Origin of the sequence: Kitasatospora sp. NPDC048365 (assembly GCF_043200835.1) — a bacterium.
In the GTDB taxonomy this organism is placed as follows: domain Bacteria; phylum Actinomycetota; class Actinomycetes; order Streptomycetales; family Streptomycetaceae; genus Kitasatospora; species Kitasatospora terrestris.
This window is the reverse complement of the sequence record NZ_JBICYJ010000022.1, coordinates 70,564-96,815: the sequence shown is the minus strand read 5'-3', so window position 1 is coordinate 96,815 and position 26,252 is coordinate 70,564. Positions and strand designations below refer to the sequence as shown.

Below are 26,252 nucleotides of genomic sequence, written 5' to 3'. Positions count from 1 at the left end.
CACGAACAAGCAGCCGGGCCCGCCGGGGTACCAGCTCTGCAACAGAGTGCAGTGGCACACCCGACGGGCCCGGCCCTTCCGCCGATCAGGTCCCGTACACCCCGACCTCGTAGAGCGAGTAGCCCCACTGGGTGCCGCGCTGGACGCCGTGGACCCTCACCCAGCGGGCGTTAGCCGGGTCGAAGCGGGCGGTGTCCAGGCCGCCGTTGCCGCTGTCGACGGACCACACGGTCCGCCAGTTCGAGCCGTCGGTGGACACCTCGATCCGGTAGCCCTTGGCGTAGGCGCTCTCCCAGTCGAGGGTGACCCGGTCGATCCGGCGGACCGCGCCGAGGTCGACCTGCCACCACTGGTCGTCGCTCCACTCGCTGGCCCAGCGGCTGCCCCGGTCGCCGTCCACGGCCTTCTCCGGGCGGTAGCTGACGAACGGGTTCCACCACTCCGAGGAGCTGGCGGCGGCGGAGGCTCCGCGCGCCAGGTCGGTGCCGGCGTCGTGCCGCTCGGTGGACTTCCAGGTGGTGAGGTACGACTCGGCGCCGTGCATCAGGTCGTCGATCACGCCCTGGCCGCCGCTGAGCCGGATCTGCTCGATCCAGTCCGGCACCATGCCGGCGTGCGCGACGCCGTCGGTGTTGAGGTCCCAGGTCCGCTGGCCGGTGACCTGGCGGTCGATCACCGAGCCACCGTCGGCGCTGCGGAAGGGGTACTTCACCGCGTTGGGCGCGTCCGCACCGACCGGGCCGGGCCAGCCGCCGACGCCGTTGAGGTCGGTGCCGTAGCCGTAGCCGACGCCGTACTTGTCGCGCAGCGCCTTGGTGCGGTTGGCCTCGCCGACGAAGCCCTCGGCGGAGTGGTCGTACTGGGCGATGAAGCCGCCGAGCTTGTAGAGCCGCTCGGTCCACTGGAGGTCCATCCAGGAGTGGCTGGAGATCACACCCGGGTAGTTCGAGGTCTCCAGGATGTCGAACGCCCGGTCGGCTGCCTTGACGCTCATGTGGTCGACTTCCAGCATCATGTGACGCTGCATCATGCCGCGCACCGCGTACTCGCCGAGCCTGGTGAGGCCGCGGGTGTTGCACTGCGCGTCACCCGCGTACGACGGGACGCTCACGCCCGCCGGGAGCATCGCGTTGGCCTGGGCGGTGGGCAGTCCGATCGGGTTGTCGTGCTGCGGCCCGGTGCACTTCTCGGTCTGCCAGAAGGTGCCGGTGGACAGGAACTGCCCGGCGTTGACGGCGACACCGATGGTGCCCTCGTCGAAGCGGACGCCGCACAGCGCGTTGTCGAACTTGTGGCACAGGAACATGCTGCGCACGCCGAGCTTGTACAGCTCGTCGAGGCCGCGGTCGATGGTGTCCTCGTCGCACTGCGGGACATCGAGGATCATCTTGCAGCCGAACGGCTCGGAGGTCTCCACGCCGAGCACCACCGCGAGCTTGCCCTGCGCGACCACCGCACGGGCCTGGTCGGCGTCGGTGACGATCCGGAACCAGCCCTTGCCGGCCCCGCCGTACATGGCGTCGACGTAGTCCTGGAGTTCGTAGCTCTTCTTCGCCTCCAGCCGGATCGCGTCCATCTCGTCGCAGCTGCGGTCCTTGTACGGGTAGATGGAGCACAGCAGCCCGTTGGTGACCAGGTCGTTGACCAGCACCCGCTGGCCGCCGCGCCAGGCCCGCTCCACCCAGGCGTAGTAGTTCTGCTGGTGGCTCAGCGAGTCGTGGGCCGGCCAGTCCTTGAAGGTCGGCCAGCCGACCGGGTCGTGGTGGCCGTCGGCGCCGCCGGTGACGTTCTCGAAGAGGGCGAGCGCCCCGTCGGGGTAGTGCTCGGGGCAGTCCTTGAGCGCGTCGGCGGCGCCCTTGGTGGAGAACACCGACCCGCAGATGATCCGGCCGCCGAAGCCCTCGGCCGACATCAGGTGGTTGTGCGCGTCCACGAAGCCGCGGACCTTGCCGTTGGCGTCGGTGCCGCGGAACGGCTCGCCGGTGACGTTGATCTGCGAGTCCGGGGCGGGCCGCGCGGTCGGGTTCCACCACCCGTCGGCGGCCCGGGCCTGCCGCGCCGGGCCGGCGAACAGCGCCGCCGTCAGGACCAGTAACAGGGACAGCATCGACGTGACGACACGTCGGACCTTCGCATGCGCAGCCAAAACAACACCTCTGCTCGGGGTGGGGGGAGGGTAGTCGCGCGATGGTGCTGGATCCACCGGAAGAATCCCGAGCGGTAAACGGCGCGTCAAGGCTTGGGGACAAATTACTTACCAGTCAGTATCAATGTCTGAGGTCGCAGCACTGCGGGGGCTCGACGGCGTCGGGCCAGGAGGAATTACTTTCCAGGTCACGAAACCGTGCGCCGGTTCAGTAATGGGGATCTTCCTGACCCGGGAGCCCCCGCTTCCGCTCCCGTCAGGGGGTGACGGGAACGTTGGTCAGACCCGACACCGCGCCGGTGACCGTGTTCGAGGCGTACACCGTGTTGGGCCGGCCGGCGCAGGCCGAGACCGAGGTCACCTTGATCGCGTAGGCGCCGACCCCGCCGAGGTCGGAGCGGTTGCCGCGCCAGGTGTTGCCGCAACCGTTGGCGAACGCCGGTGTGGTGGAAGGGTTGTGGGTCTCGTAGCCGTTGGCAAAGGTGCCGGGCGCGGCGAACGTCCCGGTGTTGTTCTCGATCAGGTAGTCGACGCCCTTGACGTCCACCCAGGAGTCGGCGGAGTTCTGCCCGCTGATCCCCCGGCCGTCGAAGGTGTTGCCGCGGATCGTCCCGCCGGTGGTGCCCTCCTTGACGTCGATCAGCTCGGCGGCCACGTACGGGCCGATCCGGTTGTTCTCCACCAGCACCCGGTCGGAGCGGTCCACTCCCGCGGAGTTGCCGTGGCAGCCCCAGTTGGAGCCGGCCGACCCGAGGTACACGCCCTCGCCGTACCCGGGCTGGACCAGACCGGTGTACTCCACCACCGAGTTGCGGATCACCCCGTCGGCGGAGGACCGGCGGAAGTGCACCCCCTCGTCCTCGGTGTGGTGCACGTACAGGCCGTCGATCGTCACGTGCGGCGAACTGTCCAGCACCACGCCCTTCTTGGCGTCCCGCACGGTGAAGCCGGTGAGGTTCCAGTACGGGGCGCCGTACAGCCACAGGCCGTAGCCCGGATCCCAGCCCGCGGCGGGCTCGGGGCAGGCGGGGGCGTCGCCGGACGGGCCGTCGTTGACCAGCACGGCGGTGCGCGGGCCGGTCAGGGTGATCGGCGCGGCCGCCGTACCGGCCCGCTGCGCGAGGAAGGCGCCGTGGTACTCGCCCGGGGCCAGCCGGATCGTCCGGCCGGGCGTCGCGTCCGCCAGCGCGGCAGACAGCTGGGCGGCCGTGGCGACGTCCACCACCGGCCCGGTCGGTGTCGGTGTCGGCGTCGGTGTCGGGGTGGGGGTGGGGGTGGGCAGGGGCGACGAGGTGGGTGACGGACTCGGGGAGGGACTCGCCGTGGGCGTCGGCGTCGGCGTGGGTGTGCCGGTCCCGCCTCCGCCGCACGGGGCGCCGTTGACCGTGCAGTTGAGCGGCAGGCCGCCGCCCGCGGCGTTGAAGCCGAAGCTCTGGGTGGCGCCCGGCGCGACGGTGCCGTTCCAGCCCAGGTTGACGAAGGTGTAGTGGGTGCCGCTCTGCGACCGGGTGGCGGACCAGCTGTTGGCGACGGTCGTCCCGGCGGGCAGGTCGAACTCCACCGTCCAGCCGGTCGCGGCGGCGTCGCCGCTGTTGCCGACGGTGATCTGGGCGCCGTAGCCGGTGTCCCAGACGGACGACTGGGCGAACGCGGCGGTCAGGCGCGGCGCGGCCGCGTGGGCGGGCAGGGCGGTCACCGCCGCGCCGACGGCGAGCGCGGCGGCGAGGGCCCCGATCAGGGGTGTGCGCAGGGTGGACAAAGGTCCTCCACGGAACGGGAGTCGACGGGGGGAGGTGCAGGGGAGTCCCGTCAGCCCCGGTACTGGGCCACGATCTTGGTGAAGGCGTACGGCGACTGCGCGATGCCGCTGCAGGCGTCGGCGTCCGTGCCGCTGCCGCAGGCGCGGTCGCGGTTGACCGACCAGAAGGAGAAGCGGGCCAGGTGGTGCTGCTGGGCGTAGGCGAGAATGGTCCGGAAGTCGCCGGTGGTGACGGTCTCGCCGGGCTCGTCGGTGATGCCGTTCATCGAGGAGACCCCGGTGTGCCGCCAGGCCGCGTCGTCGCTGTAGCCGTACGCGCTCTTCACCGCGGCCTTCAGGCCGTTCAGGGCGGAGACGGTGGCCTGCCCCATGGTGCCGGTGTGGCCGCCGAAGTCGAACGGCATCACCACCCAGCCGTCGTTGGCGAGTCCGGCGGCGGCGCCGCGCTTGATCAGGTCCTTGCCGGTGGCGTCCGGGCCGCTGGGCGTGGTGCCCATGGTGATGTAGGTGACCAGCCCGGGGTTCTTCGCCCTGACGGCCTTCAGCGCGTCGACGACCCGCTGCCGGACGGTGGCGTTGGAGAATTCGGTGTCCTCGATGTCGATGTCGAGCGCCTTGAGGTGGTAGGCGTCGATCACCTTCTGGTAGGCGCCGGCCAGCGCGCCGGCGCTGCGGCACTTCTCGCCCAGCTTGTTGCCGCTCCAGCCGCCGACCGAGACCACGATGTCGCCGCCGGCCGCCCGGATGGACTTGATCGCCGCCTCGTCGGAGCCGCCGAGCAGTGGCCGGCTGCCGTCCCACTTGGGGTTGCAGGTGCCGTCGGAGAGGACGAAGGCGAGGGTGAACCAGGTGACGCCGGTGGCGGCCATCACGTCGGTGGGCTTCTGCGGGCTGCCCCAACCGAGGTACTCGTACGGGGCCGCGGCCATCGCACCGGGTGCGGCGGCGGCCGCCGGGAGCGGGGCCGCACCGGCGGCCGCGGGGAACAGGGCGAGCACGGTGGGGGCGAGTGCCGCGGCCGCGAGGGCACGCGTGAGTCTGGGCACGTCTACTCGATTCTCTGGTCACGGGGAGGACAGAGCGTGCGGACACGGGTGGCCACCGGCGACGCGGAACTCAGCATCCCGAGCTGACAGCAGAGGGTCAAGAGCAATCGTCAGGAAACTTTCCTGACAAAGGGGTCGTGCCGCCCGGCGCCGAGTCCACGGCTCCGCGAGAGGCCTCGGGTACGCTGTGCCATGATCATCTCCGGGGGTGAACGGGGCCGAACCAGGTGGTGTGCGATCGATCGCCGCCACAGCGGCGTTGATCGTTGACGCTCCGTCAAATCCTGTTGATGACATGCGCATTCGGCGTACTCGCAGGTTACCGTCCGGTCATCTGCGACTGGTAGGAGTGACCGGGCCAGCGGTCGCACGGGGAGGAATCACATGACGGGACCCATCGTCGAACACGAGTCGGCGGTGCTGATCATCGGCGCCGGACCGGCCGGCCTGGTACTCGGGAACCTGCTGCTGGCGGCGGGCGTGGAGTGCGTCGTCGTCGAACGGCGCAGCCGTACGTACGTCGAACAGCGGGCCCGCGCCGGGTTCCTGGCCTCGGACACGGTCCGCACGCTGAGCCGGCACGGCCTCGCGGAGGGACTGCTGGCCGGGGGGCAGACCCACGACGTCTGCCAGTTCCGCACCGAGCAGGGCGAATTCACACTCCATTACGGGGAGTTGGGCAATCGCGAGGCGCACACCGTCTACCCGCAGCAGTTCCTGGTCCGCGACCTGGTCGCGGAGTACCTGCGCCGGGGCGGCGAGTTGCACTTCGACACCCCGGTGACCGAGCTGGGCGGCCTGGACGGCGAGCGGCCGTGGCTGCTGGCCGAGGCGCCGGACGGCACCGCGCACCGCTTCCGCGGCCGCTACCTCGCCGGGTGCGACGGGCGGCAGGGCGTGGCCCGCACCGCGCTGCCCGACGGCGCGGTCGGGCGGATGCGGCGCGGCCACGGGGTGTCCTGGCTGGCGCTGCTCGCCGAGGCGCCGCCGAGCCTCGGGGCGGTCGCGTACGCCGTCCACGAGCGCGGCTTCGCCGGACACATGGCCCGCACCCCCTCGGTCACCCGCTACTACCTGCAGTGCGAACCGGGCACCGACCCGGAGAGCTGGGACGAGGACCGGATCTGGGCCGAGCTGGAGCTGCGGATGCGCGCCGACCGGCACGGGCCGCTCAAGCGCGGGCCGATCATCGAACGCGCGGTGGTCGACCTCGAGTCCGACGTGCTGGACCCGATCCAGTACGGGCCGCTGTTCCTGGTCGGCGATGCGGCGGCGCTGATCAGCCCGTCCGCCGCCAAGGGCGCCAACCTCGCGGTGATGGCCGCCGAGGTCCTCGCCCGGGCCTTCACCGCCGACCTGCGCGACGGCGACCCGGCGCCGCTCGCCCGCTACTCCACCGACTGCCTGCCGGTGATCTGGCGCGCCCAGGAGTTCTCGCACTGGATGATCGGCCTGCTGCACGCGCCGTCCGGTGACGACGAGGAGTCCCGCTTCCTGCGCGCCCTGCGCACCGCCCGCCTGGAGAGCCTGCGCACCTCCCGCACCCATCAGGACCACTTCGCCGAGAACTACGTCGGCCTCGGACCGACACCGAACCACGGGGAATCACGATGACCACGCACGCCGCACCCAAAACCGCGCTGCCCGCCCAGGCGGTGGCCGGCGCCGACCTCGCCCGGATCGACCGCGCCACCGCGTTCGTCCGCGCCCACGACACCCGCAGCGCGCTCGCCGAACTGCTGCCCGACCTGGACGAGTCCGAACTGACCTCGCTCGGAAGGCACTTGCGCCTCGCGCACACCGCCGTCCTGGTCTTCCCGCCCTCCCTGGAGGCACTCCGCGCCGAGCTGGCCGACCGCGGCATGACGCCCGGCGAGACCGTGCCGAGCGTGGTCGTCCGCCAGCGCCTCGCCTCGCGGTACCGCCGCCCGACCGCCGAGCTGGAGGTCGGCATCCTGCACACCCGGGTACCGGACGCCGCGCAGGGCGGCGCCGAGGAGGTGGAGATCTTCGCCCTCCCCGTGCCCGAGCACTCCGGCCTGGCCGCCGTCGCGGACGCCGAACGGGCCGCCGACCACGAGGCACACACCGCCTTCGACCTGCCCACGCCCGACGACGTGGTGCTGGCCGGCCTGTCCGCACTGCTCACCGACCGGGCCGGCGCCCGCGCCGACGGCGGTGGCTACAACGCGCACGAGAACGCCACCGTCCTCTACTTCCGCACCGACCGGCACCGGCTGGAGCTGTACGCGGCCGGCGAGCACACCGCCGCCCTCGCCGCCCACCTGCGGCGCTCCGCCGCCGACGCCACCGCCGAACCCGCCGACCGGCTGCTGCGGCAGCTGACCGGCGCCTGGGAGACCCAGGCCATCGCGGTCGCCGCCGAGCTGCGCCTGGCCGATCTGCTGGACGCCCACCCCGGTGCCACCGCCGCGCAGTTGGCGGCCGGGACCGGGACGCACGCGGAGAGCCTGGGCCGGCTGCTGCGCTACCTGGCGAGCCTCGGACTGCTCACCCGCCACGACGGCGACGACGGCCACGACGGCGACCCGGGCGACGTCGGGTACCGGCTCACCGCGACCGGCCGGCTGCTGCACGCCGACACCCCGGAGTCGCTGCGCCCGCTCGCACTGCTGTACGGAGGAACGTTCTACCAGTCCTTCGGCCACCTGCGGCACGCCGTACGCACCGGCGAGGAGGCGTTCGCGGAGCTGTTCGGCGAGCACCACTTCCCGTACTTCGCGCGGAAACCGGAGTCGGCCGACCTGTTCGACCGGGCGATGGCGGCCAGCGCGCGGATGTTCGGCCCGGTCGCCGAGCTGGTCGACTTCTCCGCCGCCGAGCTGGTGGTCGACGTGGCCGGCGGCAACGGCACGCTGCTCGGCCGGGTGCTGCGCGCCGCCCCGCACCTGCGCGGCCTGCTGCTGGAGCGCCCGCACGCGATCGAGGCGGCCCGCACCGCGCTGGGCGCGGCCGGCGTCGCGGACCGCTGCGCGTTCGTCGCCGGGGACTTCACCGCCTCCGTCCCGGCGGGCGGGGACGTCTACATCCTGTCCCGGGTGCTGCACGACTGGGACGACCGGCGCTGCGCCGAGATCCTCGGCCGGGTCGCCGACGCGATGGCCCCCGGCAGTGAACTGCTGGTGGTGGAGCGCCTGTTGCCCGCGGACGACAGTCCCTCACTGGCCGTCGCCTGGGACGTCCACATGCTCTGCAACGTGGGTGGCCGCGAGCGCACCGAGGCGCACTACGCCCGGCTGCTGGCCGACGCGGGCTTCGACCTGGTGGCCCGGCACGACCTGCCGCTCGACGGCGCCCTGCTGCGCGCCCGGCGGCGCTGACCCCGCCGCCCGCCGGGTCCGGCCCGTCCGACGTGCGCGGACAGGCCGGGACCGGCGGGCACGGGTCCGCTCGGGCGGAGTCCGTTCAGGCGGCGGCGAGCTGCACGGCGCCGGCCAGTGCCGACGCGAACCGGTCGACCGTCCCGGCCAGCGCGGCGGCACTGTCCCCGGCGAGGAACGCGGAGCCGTCCGGCGCCGCACCCAGCTCGCGGTCCAGCACGTACCGTCCCGGCGCGACCTGCGCGCCGAGCGCGGTCAGTACCGGCCGCAGCGCGTAGTCCAGCGCCAGCACATGGGCCGCCGACCCGCCGGTGGCCAGCGGCAGCACCGGCTTGCCGTCCAGCGCGTGCCGGGGCAGCAGATCGAGGAAGACCTTCAACAGCCCCGAGTACGCGGCCTGGTAGATCGGGGTGGCGACCACCAGCGCGTCCGCCTCGGCGACCAGCCGCACCGCGCGGGCGATCGACGGGTCCGCGGTGTGCGCGGCCAGCATCGGCTCGGCGGGCAGCTCGCGCAGCGCCAGGGTGTGCACCCGGTGCCCCCGGGCGCGCAGGTCGGCGGCGGCCAGCTCGGCCAGCCGCGCGGTCCGCGAGGCGGGTGACGGACTGCCCGAGAGGGCGAGGACGGTGGCCATGACTGCCTTCCGGAACGACTGGGTGGTTCGGACACTATCGGGCCGACCGGCGGCCGTCGCCGGCCGGCCGACCCACTTCGTCAACTCGCGCTGCGTCAGCTCGCACTGCGGGCCGTGCACTCGGCCTGGCGCCCGCGGAGCCTGGACAGCTCCGCCACCACCTCCGCCGAGTCCGCCTCGTCCTGCGCCGCCGCGACCTCGGGCAGCAGCAGGTCGATCGCGGCCGCGTAGTCCGCGGCGGCGGCCGCCCAGTTGCCGCAACTCTCGTGCGCCAGAGCCCGGTTGGCGCGGACCACCGGGTCGTCCTCCAGCCGCAGCGAGCGGCCGAGGCAGCGCACCGACTCCTCGGCCTCGTCCCGCTCGTACGCCAGCACGCCGAGCGCGGCCCAGGCGGCAGGCAGGTCGGGGTCAGCGGCGAGCGCGGCCTCCAGGTCGGCGCGGGCCTCCTCGGGACGGTCGTCGTCCTGGGCGAGCAGGCCGCGCAGCGCCAGCAGGTGCGGCTGCCCGGCCTCGCGCGCCAGGCCCTCGGCGATGTCCTCGGCCGCGCCCGGGGCGTCGCCGAGCGCGTGGCGCAGCCCGGCCCGGTTGACGTACGCGTCCAGGAACTCCGGGTCCAGCTCCAGCACCCGGTCGAAGTCGGCCAGGGCCGCGTCCAGGTCGCCGAGTTCGAGCCGGAGGTCGGCCCGGTTGTAGACCGCCTCGGGGTACGGCGGGGAGGTCCGGATGGCGTGCTCGTAGTCCGCCAGCGCCTCCTCGTCGCGGCCCAACTTGCGCAGCAGCACGGCGCGTTCGAAGTAGTACTCGCTGTGGTGCGGGTCCTGCGCGATCACCCGGTCGTACGCGGCGGCGCCGGCCTCCGGGCCGACCAGGCGGGCCAGCAGCTGGGCCCGGTTGTACTCCAGGACCGAGCGGTGCTGGCCCTGGTCCTCGGCGTCCAGCGCGCCGTCCATCCGCTCGATGCCGGCCTCGACCAGTTCGAGGGCGCGGGCCGGGTCGCCGAGGTGCATCTCGATCAGCGCCAGGCCGTTCTCGTTGAAGGTCCGGTTGTAGGCGCGCCGGGCGTCGGTGTCGGCGAGGCGGGAGAGCGCGACCGCGGTGTTGACCCACCCCTTCGCCTTGCGGTGGTCGCGCCGCTCGGGCTCCAGGTACCGGGTGTAGACCATGGCGCGGCCGTACGCCGCCGACATGTGGACGGCGGGCAGCGCGGTGCTCGCGCAGGCGTCGTCGTACAGTGCGAGGGCCTCGTCGGCGCGGCCGCCCATCACGCTGTAGGCGATGGTCATCCGGGCGGTGACCAGCCAGCACTCCTCGGGGCGGGTCGCCCAGTCGAGCACCGCGTGGGTGAGCGGGCCGAGTTCGACCAGGGCGTCGTAGAAGCCCTCCAGCAGGCACTCCTGCAGGGCGTCCTGCAGGGCGAGGGCACCCGCACCGGCCGGGTCGGTGCCCAGCGCCCGGTGGTGGGCGAGCGGTCCGCGCAGCAGCGACGCCTCACCGGCCAGGGCGGCGGCCGCCAGCTCCTCGGCGCGGGCCTCGTGCAGCCGGGCCCGCTCGGCCGGCTCCAGTTCGGCGTAGCAGGCGGCGGCCACCGGATCGTCGGTGCTGCGGTCGGCGGCGACCCAGCCGGCGGCCAGCTCCCAGCGGGCGGCCGGGTCGGCGGGCAGCAGCCCGAGCGGCGTGGCGGGCGCCTCGCGCGGCGCGGTGTACGCGGCCAGCGCGTCGGCCAGCGGCTGCGGGACGTCCCGACTCGCGGTGCAGACCACGATCCGCAGGCGCTGCGGGTCGGCGCGGCGCAGCAGCAGGGCGAGCCAGTCCGCGTCCGTCCGGTCGGCGTGCTCGGCATGCCGCACCACCAGGGTCGCGGGCGCGTCCAGCACCGCGGTCAGGAAGTCGATCAGCCCGTGCGCGATCCGGGTGGTGCGGATGTAGGGGTAGTAGCGGGTGCGCTTCTGCGGGGCGGTCAGCGAGGTCAGCGTCTCCCGGCGGCACGGCAGGACGGTGCGCAACTCCGGTGCGGCGGCCAGGATCTCGATGTCGTGCCGGACGGCCGGCTCCGGGTCGGCGGCCAGCACCGCGGGCACCAGCTGCCGCATCAGCGCGCCGGCGGCGGTGAACGGTCCGCGCAGCCGGCGGTGCGCGTCGAGCACGGCGAGCACCGGCGGCACGCCCGGCTCAGCCAGCGTGTCGGCGACCAGGGCACGGGCGGCGCTCTCGTCGGGCGCGACCAGCCAGTGGTGCGGTCGGTCGACAGCGGTGATGGACGGCGGACGGTCAGACGGGCCGGACATGGACTCCCCCTTGGTGTGACTCGCTCGTGCTCGTGCTCGTGTCGGGTGCGGCGAGGCGCCGTCGCCGCCAGGCCCGCCAGGCGCCGTACGCCACCGCGAGCAGCTGCACCCCGACCATCGCCAGGGCGAACGCCGCGTCCGCGAGCCGGGTGAACGGCACCGAGCCGTCCCGGACCGTCGCCAGCGCGGAGGCGGTGAACCGCCAGCCGACCGGCAGCACCACGGTCGCCAGCATCACCGTCATCGCGGCGTACCCGAGCAGGTACGCCGGGGCGTACCAGCGCACCGCGGCGGCGTCCTTCGGGTGCCAGCGACTCTCGTCGGTCAGCAGGTCGGTGCGGCCGCGCAACCGGTTCAGCCGGTTGGCGACGTACGCGCGGGCCGTGCCGTGCGGGTCGCTGCCGCCGAGTACGACGAGCGCCAGGTGGTACAGGTCGGTGCGCAGGAAGAAGTAGAACTGGGCCAGCAGCCGCGGGATCGCGGTGAACGCCAGCGCCAGGCAGACCTTTCCGGCGGTGCTCGGCGTGCCGTCCGGTCCGCAGCTCGCCCAGGCGGCCAGCGTCAGCGCGGCCATGCCGAGGACGTCCACCAGCATCCCGGCCAGCACCGGCAGCAGGCGGCTGCGCCGGGGCAGCACCACCAGGCCGTCCAGCGCGGTCTCGAAGGTGACGAAGTACAGGCGGCGGCTGATCCGCAGGGTGGTGCGCAACCCCAGTCGGCGGCCCGCCAGGACGTGCCCGTACTCGTGCAGCAGCATCAAGACCGGCTGGCTGACGAACACCACCAGCTGCACCAGCAGCGCGTACGGGCTGAAGAACAGGTTGCCCGGGCGGGGCAGCAGCGTCGGCCGGTCCGCGCAGGCGAGGACGGCGGCGGCGAGCAGCGCGGCGTACGCCAGCCAGGCGGGTCGGGAGAACAGGGCGCGTCCGAGCCACTGCAACGGCACCGGGCGGTCGGCGGTCCTGGTGGCGTCCCGGTCCTCGCCGAGCAGGAAGTCGAGCTCGCGCAGCGTGTCGAGGAAGTCGTCGAGGTCCACCTCCTCGCCGAACTCGGCGCGGTACCAGTCGGCCGCCTGCCGCGGGTCGGTGCCGGCCTCCAGGCGGCGCAGCAGCGCGGCCCCGTCGGGCGGGAAGGCCCCGTAGGAGTCGATGTCGGTGCGGCCGACCACCACCTCGTCCCCCTGGTCGAGGTAGGTCAGCCGGTGGAAGCGGAGCGGTGCGTCGTTCACCATCGGGGTGCCCCTGTCCTTCGGCGGGTCCGGCCCCGCCCGGCGGGCCGGGGGCACTGCACGCCCCCGGTCCGCCGGACGACCGCTGTCAGATGCAGCAGCAGTTGCCGTAGCCGTAGTTGGTGCACAGCGCGGTCAGCCGCACCGCGCCCGGCTTGCGGACGACGATCTTCTTGCCGGTGACGACCTTCTTCACGGCGATTCCCCCTTCTGGTTCGGTGCGATGCGCCGGTCGGCGCCTCGCATGTGACCAGAGTGTGGCCCCGTCGTTTACGCGGGATAAACACCGGGTTGCCCCGCAGCTCACGCGCCGTTCTCTGTGAACAACCTTTGATGGCAAGGGACTTGAGGATCAGTAGGTGCGGAGCTCCGCCCGGCCGGCCGCACCCCCGTACGCTCGGCGCATGACCGAACCGGACTTCCTCGTCCTCACCACCACCCACGACGACCAGGCCGCCGCCCGCGCCCTGGCCGCGTCACTCGTCCGCGACCGCCTCGCCGCCTGCGCCCAGGTCTACCCCGTCGAGTCGGTCTACTGGTGGGACGGCGAGGTGCAGAACACCACCGAGTGGCGGATCGACCTCAAGACCCGCGCCGACCTCGCCGACCGCCTCACCGCCCGGATCGCCGAACTCCACCCCTACGACACCCCCGAGGTCGTCGCCGTCCCGGTCGTCGCCGGCTCCCCCGCCTACCTCGCCTGGCTCACCGCAGAGACCGCCGTCTGATCGCCCCGGATGCCCACGCACGGACGTCGCGTTCCTGCGACGAAAGGCATCCGCTGAGGGAAGAAGGCCGCCGACCGGCGCGGCGTGAACGGCCACCCCGGCAGGTTCGCTCACGTGCCGGCGACGTCGATCACCTCGAAGCCCGTCTCCGGGTGTCAGGCGTCACAATCTGACCGTGGACTCCCTCGTCTCATGCCCGCCGCCAACCCTCGGAAGCGAGCATCTGTCCGCGCGAGTCCGTTCGCGATTCAGCGGCAGGTTGGTACGCGCCGGCCTGTCGTCACGCCCAGTCGTCGGGTTCCCAGGCGTAGAGCAGGTCGAGCAGCTTCGGGTCCCCGTCGAGTTGCAGGGAGTCCACCGAAATGCGGTCGTACCGCCAGAGGACCAGATCACTGGCCGTGCCGCGAAGGGAGAGGCCTGCCGCTTCCTGCGCCCCGCCGGTGGCGGGCAGCCGGGTGGTCCGTGCCCCGTCGCCGTCGACCGTGAGGCGCCAGGAGCGGCCCTCGGCGGCGTGAAAGTCGAAGGCGGTGGGCTTGTGCGGCCAGGCACTCCTCGTGAAGCTGGCGATGAACAGGCTCTCCTCGACGCCGTCGAGCGCCACCTCGACCGGCAGTGAGGCCGAGTCGCCCACGGTGAGCTCAGCATCGTAGGTGTGCACCGCGATCTCCTGGATCTGGTGCCGGGCGACGCCACCGGCAGTGTGCGGCGTCTGCGTGACACCCCAGCCGGTGAAGCAGCCCTGGTCCGGACCGGCCTCCCGCAGGGCCGCCAGCAACAGCTCGGTCGAGGCGGCCAGCCAGGCCAGCACGGCCTCGCGCTCCTGCGGTGCGACTGCGTCGCCCTGGGCCGGGGTCCTGGACGTGGCGTCCGGCCCGGCGGCGACGGTGGCGGCCCAGCGGCGACGGCCCTCGCCGATGTGCTGCACCAGGTCGAGCAGCGTCCACTCGGGGCAGGTCGGCACGGGCAGGTCGAGGCTGGGTGCGGCAGCGATCGCGGCACGGAAGGCGGTTGAACGTTCGTCGATCAGCCGCAGCAGATCGGGAAACTCCAGAGTCTTGTGCACGGCGGCAGTTCTACCACCTTGATCCATTTGCCTGACAGCGGTTTTCCCAGCCGACACGGCGGGGAGCTCCGGCCCGGGCGATCCCACGCTCGGGCTCCCGCTACGCCACGCGCGGGTTCCGGGTCGAGGTGACGTACCACCTGGAGGTGGTGGGTCGCCAGGGATTCACCGAGGCACGCTCGTCAGGCGCGTGCGCGCACCACGGCGGCGGAGACCTCCGTCCTGTCCCGGCCCGGTGGCCGGCCGGGGGCGGCGCTGGGAGGCCGCTCCCAGTGGCCGGCCAGTTCGGCGTAGCGGGGGGCCGCGGAGAGCAGCTCCTCGTGGGTGCCGAGGTGGGTGTCGCGTCCGTCGAGGAGGAGCACGCGGCGGGCGCGGCGGGCGGAGCTCATCCGGTGGGCGATGACGACGAGCGCGCCGTCGCGGGCAACGAAGGCCTGTTCGGCGCGCGCTTCGGCGGCCGGGTCGAGGTGGCAGGTGGCTTCGTCGAGGACGACGAGGCGGGCGGGCGAGAGGTGGACCCGGGCGAGGGCAAGGAGTTGGCGCTCGCCCGAGGAGAGCGCGGACGGCGTGTCGATCGGGGCGTCGTAGCCGCCGAGGCGGTCGACCAGCGGCTCCAGGCCCAGTGCGCGGACGGACGCGTCGAGCGCCGCGGGGCCGGCGTCCGGGGCGAGGTAGGTGAGGTTCTCGCGGACCGTCCCGGTGAAGACGTATGCCTCCTGCGGGATGAGGGCCACCTCGCGCCGCAGCCGCGCGGGCGGCACCCGGTCGAGCGGGACACCGCCGTGGGCGACCGTGCCGCCGGTCGGCGTCTGCAGGCCGGTGAGCAGCAGGGCGAGGGTGGACTTCCCGATGCCGCTCGGGCCGACCACGGCGAGGTGGTCGCCGGGTTCCACCCGGAGGTCGAGTCCGTCGACGACGGGTGCGGCGTGCGGCCCGTACCGGAAGGTGAGGCCGTGGACGGCGAGCCCGCCCGGGCCGGGAGTCCCGTCGGGGGCGGGGGCGGGCGTCTCCCGGTAGGCGGTGGTCTCGGCCAACCGGCGGAGGACCGCGTCGAGTTGGACTCCCCAGGTGCCGAGCAGGGTGGTGAACGAGCGCAGTGCCGGGTCCAGTCCGGTGATCAGGTAGGTCACCGCTCCGGCGGCCGCGCCGGCGCTGAGCCGGCCGGAGCCGACCAGGCCGGGCAGGTGCAGTACCACGACGAGCAGCGGGAGTTGGGAGCCGAGCAGGACGACGGCGCGGCGGCCCGCGCCCGCCCGGCCGAGGGCGGCGACGGCGCGGGCCTGCGCGTCGGTGGCGGCGTCGACGGCTGCCCGGGCGCGGTCGCGGGCGCCGCACGCGACCACGTCGCGCAGCGCGTCCAGGACGCCGCCGGCCTCGCGGGCGAGCGCCTCGTCGGCGAGCACCACGGCGCGCTGGCGGGCCGCCAGGGTGCGCAGCAGCACAGCCAGGAGGAGCAGCGCGACGACGACGCACGGCAGCACCAGCAGCGCGACCGTCCCGGACAGGGCGGCGAGCCCGACGACGGCCGCGACCAGCGCGAACGCCACCTGCCGGACGGTGCGCAGCAGGGCGGCGACCAGGTTGCGGACGCTCTCCACCTGCTCGGTGAGCCGGGCGACCGCGGCCGGGTCGTGGGGTTCGCCGCCGGCGGCCCAGCTGTGCACCGAGCCGGCGACGGTCCGCCGGACGAGCGCGTCGCGCAGCGGCTCGACCACGTCGCTCAGGGCGGGGAAGATCCGGCGCACCGCGTACGCGCGGACGGCGAGCGCGGCACCGAACAGCAGCAGCCAGCCGAACCCGGCCCACGGGCGCTGCGCGAGGAACCCCCGGTCGAGCGCGGCGGCCAGCAGCACCCCCGACAGCAGCGGCGGCGCCGCCTCCACCAGCGACCATCCGGCCACCCGCGCCAACGGGCGTGGTCGGGAGGCGAGTTCGGCGGCGAGCAGGCGCAGGCCGGCGGACCGGCGCGGGCCGTTCCCGCCGGTGCGGTCGGGCAGCGGGGCGGCAGCGGTCAGCGAACCGGGCATGGCGTTCCCTCCAGGACGGACTCCGTGGCCGTCGGGTCGAAGACCGCGCGGTACGCCGGGTCGGCGTCCCACAAGTCGGCGTGTCGGCCCGTGCCGCGCACTCGGCCGGCCTCCAGCCAGACCACCAGGTCGGCGCGGGCGGCGGTGGCGGCGCGGTGGGTGACGAGCAGGCGGGTCCGGCCGGCGAGTCCCTCGGTGAGGGCCGTCTCCACCCGGGCGGCGGTGACCGTGTCCAGGCTGGAGAGGGCGTCGTCCAGGACCAGGACCCGGGCGTCCTGGGCGACGGCTCGGGCCAGTCCGAGGCGCTGCGCCTCGCCGCCGGACCTCGGCGCCTCGGCGAGCGGGGTGTCGTACCGGCCCGGCAGCCGGTCGACGAACGCGGCGATCTCGGCCGTCCCGGCGGCGGCCCGGACCGCCGCCGCGCCGGCGGCGCCCGCACCCCCGTCGGGGCGCCCGTACCCGATCGCCGCCGCGACCGTGTCGCCGGGCAGGCCGGGCCGGGCGAACGCGCAGGCCACGGCGGAGCGCAGGGCGTCCTCGCGGAGTTCGGTGAGCGGGATTCCGTCGAGCAGGACACTGCCCTCGTCGGGGTCGAGCAGCCGGGCCGCGAGGCCGGCGAGGGTGCTGCGCCCGGAGCCGGAGCGGCCCACCACGGCGACCAGCGCACCCGGCGGCAGGGTGAGCCGCACACCGTCCAGGACCGTCCGGTCCCCTGCCCGGACGGTCACCGACCGGAACTCCACCAGGCCCGAGGGGAACGGGAGTTCACGAGTTCCGGCCGGGGGAAGCGGCAGATCGAGGACCTCGGCGAGCCGGCGGGCGCCGGCCCGTGCCTGGGCGACACCCATCAGCGTGTCCGCCTGGTTGAACAGGGCGGTGCCGAGCACGGTGTACGAGGCCGCCGCGAGCAGTTGGCCCGCGCTCAGCCGGCCGGCGGCCACGCCCGCGCCGCCGGTGGCGAGCACGGCCACCTCGACCAGCGGCAGCAGCAGGCCGAGCCGCCACGCCGCACCCGCCTGCGCGAGCCACAGGCTCCGTCCGGCAGTGGAGAGTTCGGCCAGCGGGGCGAGTACCCGATCGGCCTCCCGGGCGGCGGTGCCGCAGGCGCGGACGGTCCGGGCACCCCGCATGGCATCGGCCAACAGCGCGGCGATCCGGCCCAGGTGGCGCTGGTAGGTCAGGGACAGCTCCGAGGAACCGGCCACGAACCGGCGCATCACCGCGACCGCCGGGACGGTGCCCAGCAGGAACGCCACCGCGAGCCGCCAGTCGATCAGCGCCAGCGCCAGCAGTCCGCCGAGCGAGGTGAGGGCGGCGGTCGCGGCGCCGACCAGCGCCGGTGCGACCGAGGCGGCGCGGGAAGCGGCGCCGATCAGGCGGCTGTTGAGGTCGCCGGCCGGAACGGCCCGGAGCGCGGACGGCCCGGCGGCCAGGACGTGGGCGGTCAGGTCGCGGCGCAGCCGCGCGGTGACGGCGGCGGAGGCGGCGGGGCTGGCGGCGGCCGCCAGCATGTCGGCGAGGGCGGCGAGCAGGAGCAGCGCGGCGAGGACGGCGACGGCGCCGACCGGGACGGTGCCGCGCAGCGCACCGTCGACGGCGGCGGACGCGGCGGCGGGCAGGGCGAGGCCGGCGGCCGCGGCGGTGAGGGTGGCCGCGGCGAGGGTGACGGTCCAGCCGGGTGTCCGGCGGACCGCATCGGCGAGCAGCCGGTCGCCGGTCCGGGCCGGGCCCGGCGGCCGGGCGGCGCCTGCGGTGCGGCGTCGGGGCTTCATCGGTGGGCACTCCTGGTCACGGGCTGCGGGTGGCCGGCTCCGCGGGCTACGGGCGGCGGGCGGCCGACTCGGCGGACGGCGGGGGCAACGGCGATGCGGCAACAGCGGTGCGGCAACGGCGGTGGGGCCGGGTCCGGCGGCGGGGCGGGAAGGTGTCCCGCCCGGCCGCCGGGCCCGGCCCCGGGTTCAGCCCGGCGTGGGCGCCGGTGTCCCCGCCGCCCGCCGGGGCGGCGCGGATCCGGTCGTCAACGCGCGGTCAGCGCGGCGTGGTTCAGCCGGTCCAGGTGCAGGTGAACCAGCAGGTGTCCTCGCAGCGGCCCAGACCGGCGGGCTCCTCCTCGGTCAGCTGCTGCAGGGCGTCCAGCTCCAGGTCGAACTCCATGACGAACTCCTTCTCCGTGGTCACGTCGGTGTGCTTGTGGTGTGGTGCGTGGTGCGGGGTGGTTCAGCCGGTCCAGGTGCAGGTGAACCAGCAGGTGTCCTCGCAGCGGCCGAGGCCCGCGGGCTCCTCCTCGGTCAGCTGCTGCAGGGCGTCCAGCTCCAGGTCGAACTCCATGACGAACTCCTTCTCCGTGGTCACGTCGGTGTGCGGATGTACGGCTGTGCGGCTGTGCGGCTGTGCCGGTGGATCAGTTGGTCCAGGCGCAGGTGAACCAGCAGGTGCTCTCGCAGCGGCCGAGGCCGGCCGGCTCCTCCTCGGTCAGCTGCTGCAGGGCGTCGAGTTCGAGCTCGATGTCCATGGGTGTCCCCCCTTTCTTCGTCGGTGTGCGGGTGGTGCGGGTGCGCCGGTGTCGGCGCTCCTCCGGGCGGGGCGTCAGAGCGCGCCCGTACGGAGGAAGTCGGTGAGGGCGGTGCGGACGGCCGCGCCGCCGGGGCCGCCGGGCGGGTAGTGCCCGGCGCCGGGGATCTCCCGGTAGGTGAAGTCCGCGCCGGGGCGGCGGCCGAGGGCGAGCAGCCGGTCGCGCAGCTCGCGGGACTGGCCGACGGGGACGACCTCGTCCCGGTCGCCGTGGACCAGCAGTAGGGGCACCCGGATCCGGTCCGCCTGCCGGTACAGGTCGCGTTCGGCGGCCGTTTCGGCGGGTGCGGCGAGCCGGTCCAGCAGCGAGCGCACCCCGGGCGAGCCGGCGGCGGCCAGCCGCGGGACGGAGAGGAACGGCGCGACGGCGGCGCAGCGCGACCAGCGGTCGGGCGCGACGGCGGCGGCCAGCACGGCGAGCCAGGCGCCGTAGCTGATGCCGTACAGGGCGGGCGCCTCCAGGCCGTTGGCCGTCCGCCAGGCGGCGAGTTCCCGGCCGGCCCGTTGGACGTCGTCCAGGTCGGGGCCGCCCCAGTCGTCGCGGATCGCGTCCCGGTGGGCGGCGCCGTAGCCGGTGCTGCCGCGCTGGTTGAGGGCGACGACGGCGATACCGGCGGCGGCGAACTCGCGCAGCAGCGGGTCGAATTCGTACCGCCAGGCGGCGGACGGGCCGCCGTGCAGGGCGAGTACGGCCCGTTCGGCCGTCCACGGGTCGCCGTGCACCACGGCCTCCGATCCGGCGAACTCCCGCAGCGCGGCCGATGGTTGACCGGCCGGCCGGGCCCGGTGGCGGCCGGGCACGGTGACCGGGGTGGCGGGCGTGTCGGGGGTGGAGTGGATCAGCTGCAGTCCCGCTCTCCCCCAGTGCGCGCGGTCGCCGAACGTGCCGGGTGCGGAGGGCAGTTCGACGGCGGTGTCGGCCGCGAGGTCGTGGATGAGCAGCCGGTCGACCGCGCCGTGCCCGGAGCGGACCGCGAGCCGTCCGCCGGACGGGTCGAGGGCGAGCGGACGGACCGTCCCCGGAAGGGAGTTGAGGCCGTCCGGGTACGCGGTCGGCGTGCTGCCGTCGAGCGGGCGCAGGCCCAGCCGGTGGCCGCCGCCGGCGGTGGGGACGGCGACCAGGGCCCGTCCGCCGCCGGTGAGCAGCAGGCGTTCGCCCGCTTCGGCGCCGGGCAGCGGGGTGGTCCGGCCGGTCGCCGTGTCGACGACCGCGCCGTGGGCCGCGCCGCCGGCGACGACCAGTCCGGCCAGGTGCCGCCCGTCGAGCCAGCTGCCGCCGAGCAGGCCGCCGGGGATCCCGGCGAGGTCGACCAGCTCCGGGCCGGGGCCGGTGAGCAGGCGCAGGGTGGAGCGGCGGTCGCCGTCGGTGGTGACCAGGACGGCCAGGGCGTCGCGTCCGGGCCAGGGCAGCAGCCGGACGGCGGCGTGGTGCACGGTGCCGAGCGGCCGGGGCCGGTCGTCGCCGGGGGTGGCGGTGAGCAGGTCGTGGCGTCCCCCGCCGCCGCGGCAGAGCAGCAGGCGGCCGTCGGGCAGTGGCAGGCACTGGGTGCGCGGGGTCTCGGCGTCCCCGGCGGCGGGCAGGTGCGCCCGCTCGGGGGTGCCGTCGCGCAGCGTCCAGAGCTCGGCGGTGTACCGGCCGTCGGCCCGGGCGGCGAGGCAGCCGAGCCGGTCTCCGTCGGCGGAGTACGCGATGCCCAGCCGGGCATGGACCTCGGGCGCGGCGGTGAGCGTCGTCGCGGTCATCGGGTCGCCTCCGGGCCCGGGACGGGCAGCCAGGGGCGCGGGCCGCCGTGCTGCAGGCGGTGCAGGAAGTCGAGGGCGCCGGCGGTTCCGGTCTGGTAGTCGGCGACCACGTCCACGGCGGTCTCGTCGGGGATCAGCCGCCGGCCGTCGCGGACGGTGTGCCGGACGTCGATGCAGGCGGCCAGTTCCTCGGCGTGCCCGAGCCAGCGGGGTTCGCCCAGCAGGTGGGCGAGGTCGAGCAGGAACTGACCGTTCCCGGCGAGGCCGTGGCAGGTGGCGGGCGAGGTCTGCCAGCGCTGCCGCACGACGGCCGCGCCCGCCGCCTCCGCCGCCGTGCGGAACCGGGCCTCCCCGGTGGCGGCCCACAGCCGGATCAGGAAGGTCCCGACACCGGACGAGCCGCTGCACCAGTTCGGCAGCCGGGAGTCGGTGCCGGACGCGGCGCCCTCGCCGGTGCCCCACCAGGCGGCGTCGCCGTCGTGGTCGGCGGCGGCGAGCAGGCTGTCCCCGGCGCGGACCGCGAGGGCCCGCAGGTCCTCGCGGTCGGCGGCCCGGCCGGCGGCGAGCAGGAAGGTGCCGATGCCGGCGGTGCCGTGCGCGAAGCCGTGGTGGGTGAGGCCGGCCAGCGCCGAGTCGAAGTCGGCGGGGATCGGCCAGCAGACCCGTCCGCCGGGGTGCTGCTCGGCGCGCTCGGCCAGGCCGTCGGCGGCCTGCTCGGCGCGGACCAGGAAGTCGGGGTCGCCGGTGGCGTGCCAGAGGTGGAGCTGGGTGAGCCCGGCCCCGGCCGCGCCGTGGCAGACGTCGGGGTTCGGCCAGCTCAGCGGTGTCCGGCGGGCCAGGTCGAGGGCGCGGCCGGCCATCGCCGGGTCGCCCAGGACGCGGGCGGCGTCGTACAGCGCCCAGGCGGTGCCGGAGCGGCCGAAGTAGAGGCCGGGCAGCACGGCCGGTTCGGCGGGCAGGGCGCGCTCCAGCCAGTCGGCGGCGGTGCGCAGCCCGGCGAGCGCGGCGGCGCTGCGCGGTGCCAGGCGGGTGAGCAGGGCGACCGGTCCGGCGGCGCCGTGCTGGACCGCCACCGGGTCGGTGGTGGCGCCGAACCCACCGGTGGGCCACAGGCGTTGGGCGTCGGGGGTCATGGTGGCGAGCAGGTGGTCCAGGCCGTCGGCGAGCAGCCGCTCGCGCCGGTCGGGCGCGATTCCGGCCCGGGCAGGTCCGGCGGTCGGGCCGGCGGGCACCGCTGCGGGCGGGACCGGTCGCGGGTCGGCGAGTTCGGCGCGCACCGCGTCGAGTCCCGGCCGCCGGGCGGGGTCCTCGTCCAGCAGCGCGGGGACCAGCGGCGCCAGCCGCCGTACGGCGCGGCTGCGGACCCCGGCGACGGCGAGCAGCTCGCCGAGCCGGTCCGCGAAGGGCCGGCCGGGCGGGTCGTCCGGGGCGAACACCGGGTCCGCGCCGGTGGCGAGGTGGAACAGCACCGCGCCGAGGCTGTACAGGTCGGCGCCGAACCCCGGCGCGGGCGCCCACCGTTCGGCCGCCATCTGCTCGGGCGCGGCGTAGCCGGGAGTGCCCGCGCGGTGGACGTACGTGCCGGGCGCGGTGGCGAGTTCGACGTCGACCAGGGCGACCAGGTCGCCGCCGTCCACCATCAGGTTGTTGGGGGTGAGGTCGCGCAGCACCAGGCCGCGCCCGTGCACCTCGGCGAGCAGGTCGGTGATCCGGCGGGCCAGCGCCAGCACCCGCCCGACCGGCAGGCCGGTCAGCCCGGCAGGGCCGGTCAGCTGGTCGGCGGTCCAGCGGCGCAGCGGGACACCGGGCACCACGCTCTGGGCGAGGAAGAGGTCCTGGCCGTGCTCGAAGAGGGCGAGCCCGCGCGGGGCGCGGTCGAGGTCGGCCAGCCGGTCGAGGACGGCCGCCTCGCGGCGCAGCGCGTCCCGGGCGTCCTCCCCGTTCGGCCGGGCCGCGGTGTGCGGGCGGGCCTGCTTGAGGATCACGGCCGCGCCGGTCACCCGGTCGACCGCGCGGAAGACACCGCCCTTGTTGGCGTGCCGGATCGCCCCGCGCACCTCGTACCGCCCGCCGAGCAGCACCGGCCCGGCGGTCCGGGCGGCCGCCTCCGGGGCGGGGAACGGGCAGTCGACCCAGGCGGGCGGCGTGTACGCGGGCCGCCGCTCGTCGCGCACCGACCCGCCGTCCGGACCGGTGAGCCGCAGCTCGTAGCTGCCGTCGTTGCCGAGCTCCCGCCGGCCGCGGAACACGCCGTAGCGGTAGTGCACCAGGCTGCCCGGGCGGTACGGACGGTCGGAGAGGATCCGCTGGCCCGGCAGCCCGGCGGTGGCCCGGTCGAGCGCCTCGGCGACCCGCAGTGCCTGGTCGTCGTCCACCGGGTAGGCGGTGAGGAACTTGCCCGCCCCGGCCCGGTCGTAGCGGCCGGAGATCAGCGCCTCGGCCCGCTCCAGCGTGCCGGCGAACTTGAACGCGCAGTCCAGCGCGAACAGCTGCTCGGCGGCCCGGGCCAGCACGTGCGGCGCGGACAGCGGGGTGGCCGACACGTGCAGCTTCCAGCCCTGCGGGCGGGGCCGGTGGGCGGGCGGCAGCAGCCGGGTCCAGAACTCCTCGGCCCGCAGCTCCCAGCCGGTGACACCGGCGCGCTCCATCACCAGCCGCACCTGCCCGGCCAGCGGGAACTCCGCCACGCCCGCCGCAGCCGCAGCCACGCCCGCCGGCGCGTCCTGCTCGATCTCCCGCTCGCCCGTGACCGCCTGTCGCCCCGTCACTTCCCTGCCTCCCCCGTTGCCGTCCCCCTTGCAGTCACTACGGTGCTGCGCCGCGGACGCCGGGCACAGAGCAGTCCCCTACTCAACCGGGCGGCGCCCGCTACTCACCCCGGCGCGACACGACCGGAACCCATCGGTTCGATTCAGCCCCGACGCTGCGACAATGGCCTGCGGCACCGCATCCGAACCGGGGGGTAAACGATGACTGCCGCGTACCGACGCCTGCCCATGTCCCTGTCCGGCCTGCCCTTCGTCGGGCGCCGCGCCGAACTCTCCGCCCTGCGCTCGGCGTTGCGCCGACCGACCGTACGGGCGGCGGTCGTCACCGGACCGCCCGGCGCCGGGAAGAGCCGCACCGGTGAGGAGTTCCTGCTCGCCGCCGAGCAGGCCGGACACCGATGTTGGCGGATCAGAGCCACCGAGGCGGCGGCCGCGGTCCCGCTGCTCGCCCTGGCACCGCTCCTGCCGCCGCAGCACGCCGACGACCCGGTCGAACTGTTCCGCGAGGTCGCCCGGAAGGTCACCGGCGGCGGACCGCGCCCGGTCGTCCTCGTCGACGACGCCCACCGGCTCGACCCCACCTCGCTCTCCCTGCTCGGGCTGCTCGCCGAACAGGCCGGACTCTTCCTCACCGCCACCCTGCCCGCCGAGACCGACCTGCCCGAGATCCTGCGCACCTGGTGGCGGCAGGACACCCTGCGACACGTCCCGCTCGACCCGTTCGGCCCGCAGGAGACCGGCGAACTGCTGCACGCCGCACTCGGCGGACCCGTCGCCGCACCCGCCCGGGCCGCCTTCGACACCGCCGGGGGCGGAAACCCGCTCCTGCTCCGCGAGTTGCTGCGCACCGCCGTCACCGCCGGCACCCTGCGCGACATCCGCGGCATCTGGTGCCTCGACGGCTCCCTCGACCAGCTCACCGTCGACGGCCTCGTCCCCGACCTGCTCCGCGGCCTGCCCCGCGAACAGCGCACCGTCCTCGAACTCCTCGCCCACTGCGGCCCCGTCGGCCTCGACGACGCCCTCCACCACGCCACCGCCGACGCCCTCGCCGACCTCGAGGAACTCGACCTGCTCACCGTCTGGACCGACGACCGCCGCACCCACGCCGCCCTCGCCCACGCCTGGCACGCACCCCTGCTCCGTGCCCGCACCACCCTCGTCCGCGCCCGCACCCTGCTGCTCGGGCAGGCCTCCCGGGTCCGCGCCCACGGCGCCCGCCGCGGCGGCGACGAACTCGCCCTCGCCTGCTGGGACCTCGACGCCACCGGCACCGCCTGCCCCGACCTGCTGGTCCGCGCCGCCGGGCAGGCCCTGCGCAGCGACGACGTCCCCACCATGTGCCGCCTCGCCCGCGCCGCCCTCCTCCACGGGCCGAACGTCGCCGCCGGCCTGATGCTCGGCGAAGCCCTCGGCCAGCAGGGCGACTTCGCCGAAGCCCTGCCCGTCCTGCGCGACGCCTTCGCCGCCGCCCGCACCGAGACCGACGTCGCGGCCGCCGCCGTCACCCTCGCCACCACCCTCTTCTACGGCGTCGAACACCCCGCCGACGCCATGGCCGTCCTCACCGAAGCCACCACCCGCATCGGCCCCCACCCCGCCCTCACCGCCTGCGAAGCCACCCTCCTCACCGCCGCCGGCCGCACCGCCGAAGCCCAGCGGACCCTCACCCACCACCCCGCCGCCGCACCATCCGCAGACCGGCCCGCCACAGGCGGGAGCGGTCCGGCGGCCGTCACCAAGCTCCCCGCCGGAGGCGGGTCGCAGGGGAGCGTCCTCGAACTCCAGGCCCGCCTGCGCGTCGAGATGGCCTCCGGCCGCGTCGCGGACGCGGTGGAGACCTGCCGCGCCGCCTACGCCGCCCACCGGCGCCTCGCCGACCGTTCTGCCGTCTACTACCCGGCCCGCAACCTCTACCTCCTCGCGGTGGCCCTGTTGGAGGCGGGCCGGCTGCCGGAGGGCGAGGCGGCGGCCCGGGAGGGCCAGGCGGCGATGTTGCGTTCGCCCGTTCCGGCGCTGACCGCGTGGTTCCCGTGGGCGCTGGGCCGGATCGCCCTGGAGCGGGGCCGTCCGGCGTCCGCGCTGGCGCATTTCCGTGAGGCCCGCGCGCAGGCGCGGTTGCGCCGCCAGCCGTTCGTGGAGCGGCGTGCGCTCGCGGGCGCGGTGCTGGCGGCGGCCCATCTGGGGCAGGTAGCCCCGGAGGCGGCGGAGCTGGACGGCCCGGCCGGGCCGGACGCGCCGGTCCGCGCCTGGGACACGGTCCGCGCGCAGGCGTGGGCGACGCTGTGTGCCGGCAGTCTGCCGACGGCCGCGGCGCTGTTGCGGTCCGCCGCGGGGCACGCGCTCGCGGACGGCGAGGTGACGGCGGCGGTCGCGATGCTGGACGACCTGGTGCGCTGGGGTGTGGTCGAGGAGGCGGACGCGCTCGCGGCGGCGGCGGCCCGGATGCAGGGCCCGTACGCGGCGGCCCGCGCGGAGCTGGCGCTGGCGGCGGGCGCGGGCCGCGCGGACGCGTTGGAGGCGGCGGCGGAGCGGCTCGCCGGGCTGGGTGCGGACCTGCGGGCGGCGGAGGGGTTCGCGGCGGCGGCGCTCGCCTGGCAGGCGGCGGGGCACCGGGCCAGGTCGGCGCGGGCGGCGCAGCGTTCGCAGGATCTGGCGGCGGGGTGCGAGGGTGCCGCGACGCCGGGTCTGACGCCGCTGCCGGGTGCGGATCCGCTGAGTTCCCGTGAGCGGGAGATCGCGCTGATGGCGGCGCGGGGCCGGACGAGTCGGGAGATCGCCGCGGAGTGCGTCCTGTCGACCCGGACGGTCGACAACCACCTGGCGCGGATCTACCGCAAGCTCGGCATCTCCAACCGCACCGAGCTGCCGGGCATCCTGCTTCCGGCCGCCGTGCTCTGACACCTCTCCCCC

The 26,252-nt window shown here is 75.3% G+C and carries 17 protein-coding genes; 4 read left to right on the top strand and 13 right to left on the bottom strand.

Annotation, left to right across the window (positions count from 1 at the left end; translation table 11 throughout):
* Positions 1 to 85 precede the first annotated feature (85 nt).
* From ACGFX4_RS22785 to ACGFX4_RS22775, 3 genes are all read right to left on the bottom strand, one after another.
* The gene (locus ACGFX4_RS22785) at positions 86 to 2,107 is read right to left on the bottom strand and encodes a discoidin domain-containing protein (RefSeq protein WP_393077338.1); all 2,022 of its coding nucleotides are present in this window, start codon (positions 2,105 to 2,107) and stop codon (positions 86 to 88) included.
* Positions 2,108 to 2,402: 295 nt separating this feature from the next.
* The gene (locus tag ACGFX4_RS22780) at positions 2,403 to 3,905 is read right to left on the bottom strand and encodes a cellulose binding domain-containing protein (protein ID WP_393077335.1); all 1,503 of its coding nucleotides are present in this window, start codon (positions 3,903 to 3,905) and stop codon (positions 2,403 to 2,405) included.
* A gap of 50 nt (positions 3,906 to 3,955) precedes the next feature.
* Positions 3,956 to 4,951 (bottom strand): chitinase, encoded by a 996-nt coding sequence (locus ACGFX4_RS22775; protein WP_393077332.1) that lies wholly within the window; start codon positions 4,949 to 4,951, stop codon positions 3,956 to 3,958.
* 384 nt (positions 4,952 to 5,335) lie between these two features.
* Between ACGFX4_RS22775 and ACGFX4_RS22770 the strand changes: the two genes are divergently transcribed.
* Together ACGFX4_RS22770 and ACGFX4_RS22765 are read left to right on the top strand one after the other, a co-directional pair.
* A complete protein-coding gene (locus tag ACGFX4_RS22770; protein WP_393077329.1) occupies positions 5,336 to 6,565 on the top strand; it encodes a 4-hydroxybenzoate 3-monooxygenase in 1,230 nt (409 codons plus the stop codon).
* Complete coding sequence (locus ACGFX4_RS22765) at positions 6,562 to 8,292, top strand: methyltransferase (RefSeq protein WP_393077326.1); 1,731 nt, start codon at positions 6,562 to 6,564, stop codon at positions 8,290 to 8,292. Before ACGFX4_RS22770 ends, ACGFX4_RS22765 begins: the two co-directional genes overlap by 4 nt.
* Before the next feature lie 85 nt (positions 8,293 to 8,377).
* On the opposite strand, the gene ssuE is transcribed toward ACGFX4_RS22765, so the two are convergent.
* From ssuE to ACGFX4_RS22750, 3 genes are all read right to left on the bottom strand, one after another.
* On the bottom strand, positions 8,378 to 8,926 hold the full coding sequence (ssuE, locus tag ACGFX4_RS22760; protein WP_393077323.1) for an NADPH-dependent FMN reductase: 549 nt from the start codon (positions 8,924 to 8,926) through the stop codon (positions 8,378 to 8,380).
* Between the two features lie 95 nt (positions 8,927 to 9,021).
* Positions 9,022 to 11,211, bottom strand: a complete 2,190-nt coding sequence (locus ACGFX4_RS22755; protein WP_393077321.1) for a tetratricopeptide repeat protein — start codon at positions 11,209 to 11,211, stop codon at positions 9,022 to 9,024.
* Positions 11,195 to 12,442, bottom strand: a complete 1,248-nt coding sequence (locus ACGFX4_RS22750; protein WP_393077318.1) for a hypothetical protein — start codon at positions 12,440 to 12,442, stop codon at positions 11,195 to 11,197. Before ACGFX4_RS22750 ends, ACGFX4_RS22755 begins: the two co-directional genes overlap by 17 nt.
* A gap of 401 nt (positions 12,443 to 12,843) precedes the next feature.
* Between ACGFX4_RS22750 and cutA the strand changes: the two genes are divergently transcribed.
* A complete protein-coding gene (cutA, locus tag ACGFX4_RS22745; protein WP_393077315.1) occupies positions 12,844 to 13,167 on the top strand; it encodes a divalent-cation tolerance protein CutA in 324 nt (107 codons plus the stop codon).
* A 280-nt stretch (positions 13,168 to 13,447) separates the two neighbouring features.
* On the opposite strand, the gene ACGFX4_RS22740 is transcribed toward cutA, so the two are convergent.
* The 7 genes from ACGFX4_RS22740 to lanL form a co-directional block, all read right to left on the bottom strand.
* Positions 13,448 to 14,230, bottom strand: a complete 783-nt coding sequence (locus ACGFX4_RS22740) for a maleylpyruvate isomerase N-terminal domain-containing protein (protein ID WP_393077312.1) — start codon at positions 14,228 to 14,230, stop codon at positions 13,448 to 13,450.
* A 182-nt stretch (positions 14,231 to 14,412) separates the two neighbouring features.
* Positions 14,413 to 16,257, bottom strand: coding sequence for an ATP-binding cassette domain-containing protein (locus tag ACGFX4_RS22735; protein ID WP_393077310.1), 1,845 nt, complete (start codon positions 16,255 to 16,257; stop codon positions 14,413 to 14,415).
* Entirely contained in the window at positions 16,242 to 18,029 is a 1,788-nt protein-coding gene (locus ACGFX4_RS22730; RefSeq protein WP_393077307.1) for an ABC transporter ATP-binding protein, read from the bottom strand. Before ACGFX4_RS22730 ends, ACGFX4_RS22735 begins: the two co-directional genes overlap by 16 nt.
* A gap of 271 nt (positions 18,030 to 18,300) precedes the next feature.
* A complete protein-coding gene (locus ACGFX4_RS22725) occupies positions 18,301 to 18,435 on the bottom strand; it encodes a hypothetical protein (RefSeq protein WP_393077304.1) in 135 nt (44 codons plus the stop codon).
* A gap of 39 nt (positions 18,436 to 18,474) precedes the next feature.
* Positions 18,475 to 18,609, bottom strand: coding sequence for a hypothetical protein (locus tag ACGFX4_RS22720; protein WP_393077304.1), 135 nt, complete (start codon positions 18,607 to 18,609; stop codon positions 18,475 to 18,477).
* Positions 18,610 to 18,843: 234 nt separating this feature from the next.
* Positions 18,844 to 20,571 carry an alpha/beta hydrolase family protein gene (locus ACGFX4_RS22715; protein ID WP_393077301.1) on the bottom strand — a complete coding sequence of 576 codons (1,728 nt, stop codon included), beginning with the start codon at positions 20,569 to 20,571 and terminating at the stop codon, positions 18,844 to 18,846.
* Positions 20,568 to 23,339, bottom strand: a complete 2,772-nt coding sequence (gene lanL / locus ACGFX4_RS22710; RefSeq protein ID WP_393077299.1) for a class IV lanthionine synthetase LanL — start codon at positions 23,337 to 23,339, stop codon at positions 20,568 to 20,570. Before lanL ends, ACGFX4_RS22715 begins: the two co-directional genes overlap by 4 nt.
* A 201-nt stretch (positions 23,340 to 23,540) precedes the next feature.
* Between lanL and ACGFX4_RS22705 the strand changes: the two genes are divergently transcribed.
* Entirely contained in the window at positions 23,541 to 26,240 is a 2,700-nt protein-coding gene (locus tag ACGFX4_RS22705; RefSeq protein WP_393077296.1) for a LuxR C-terminal-related transcriptional regulator, read from the top strand.
* Positions 26,241 to 26,252: the final 12 nt, after the last annotated feature.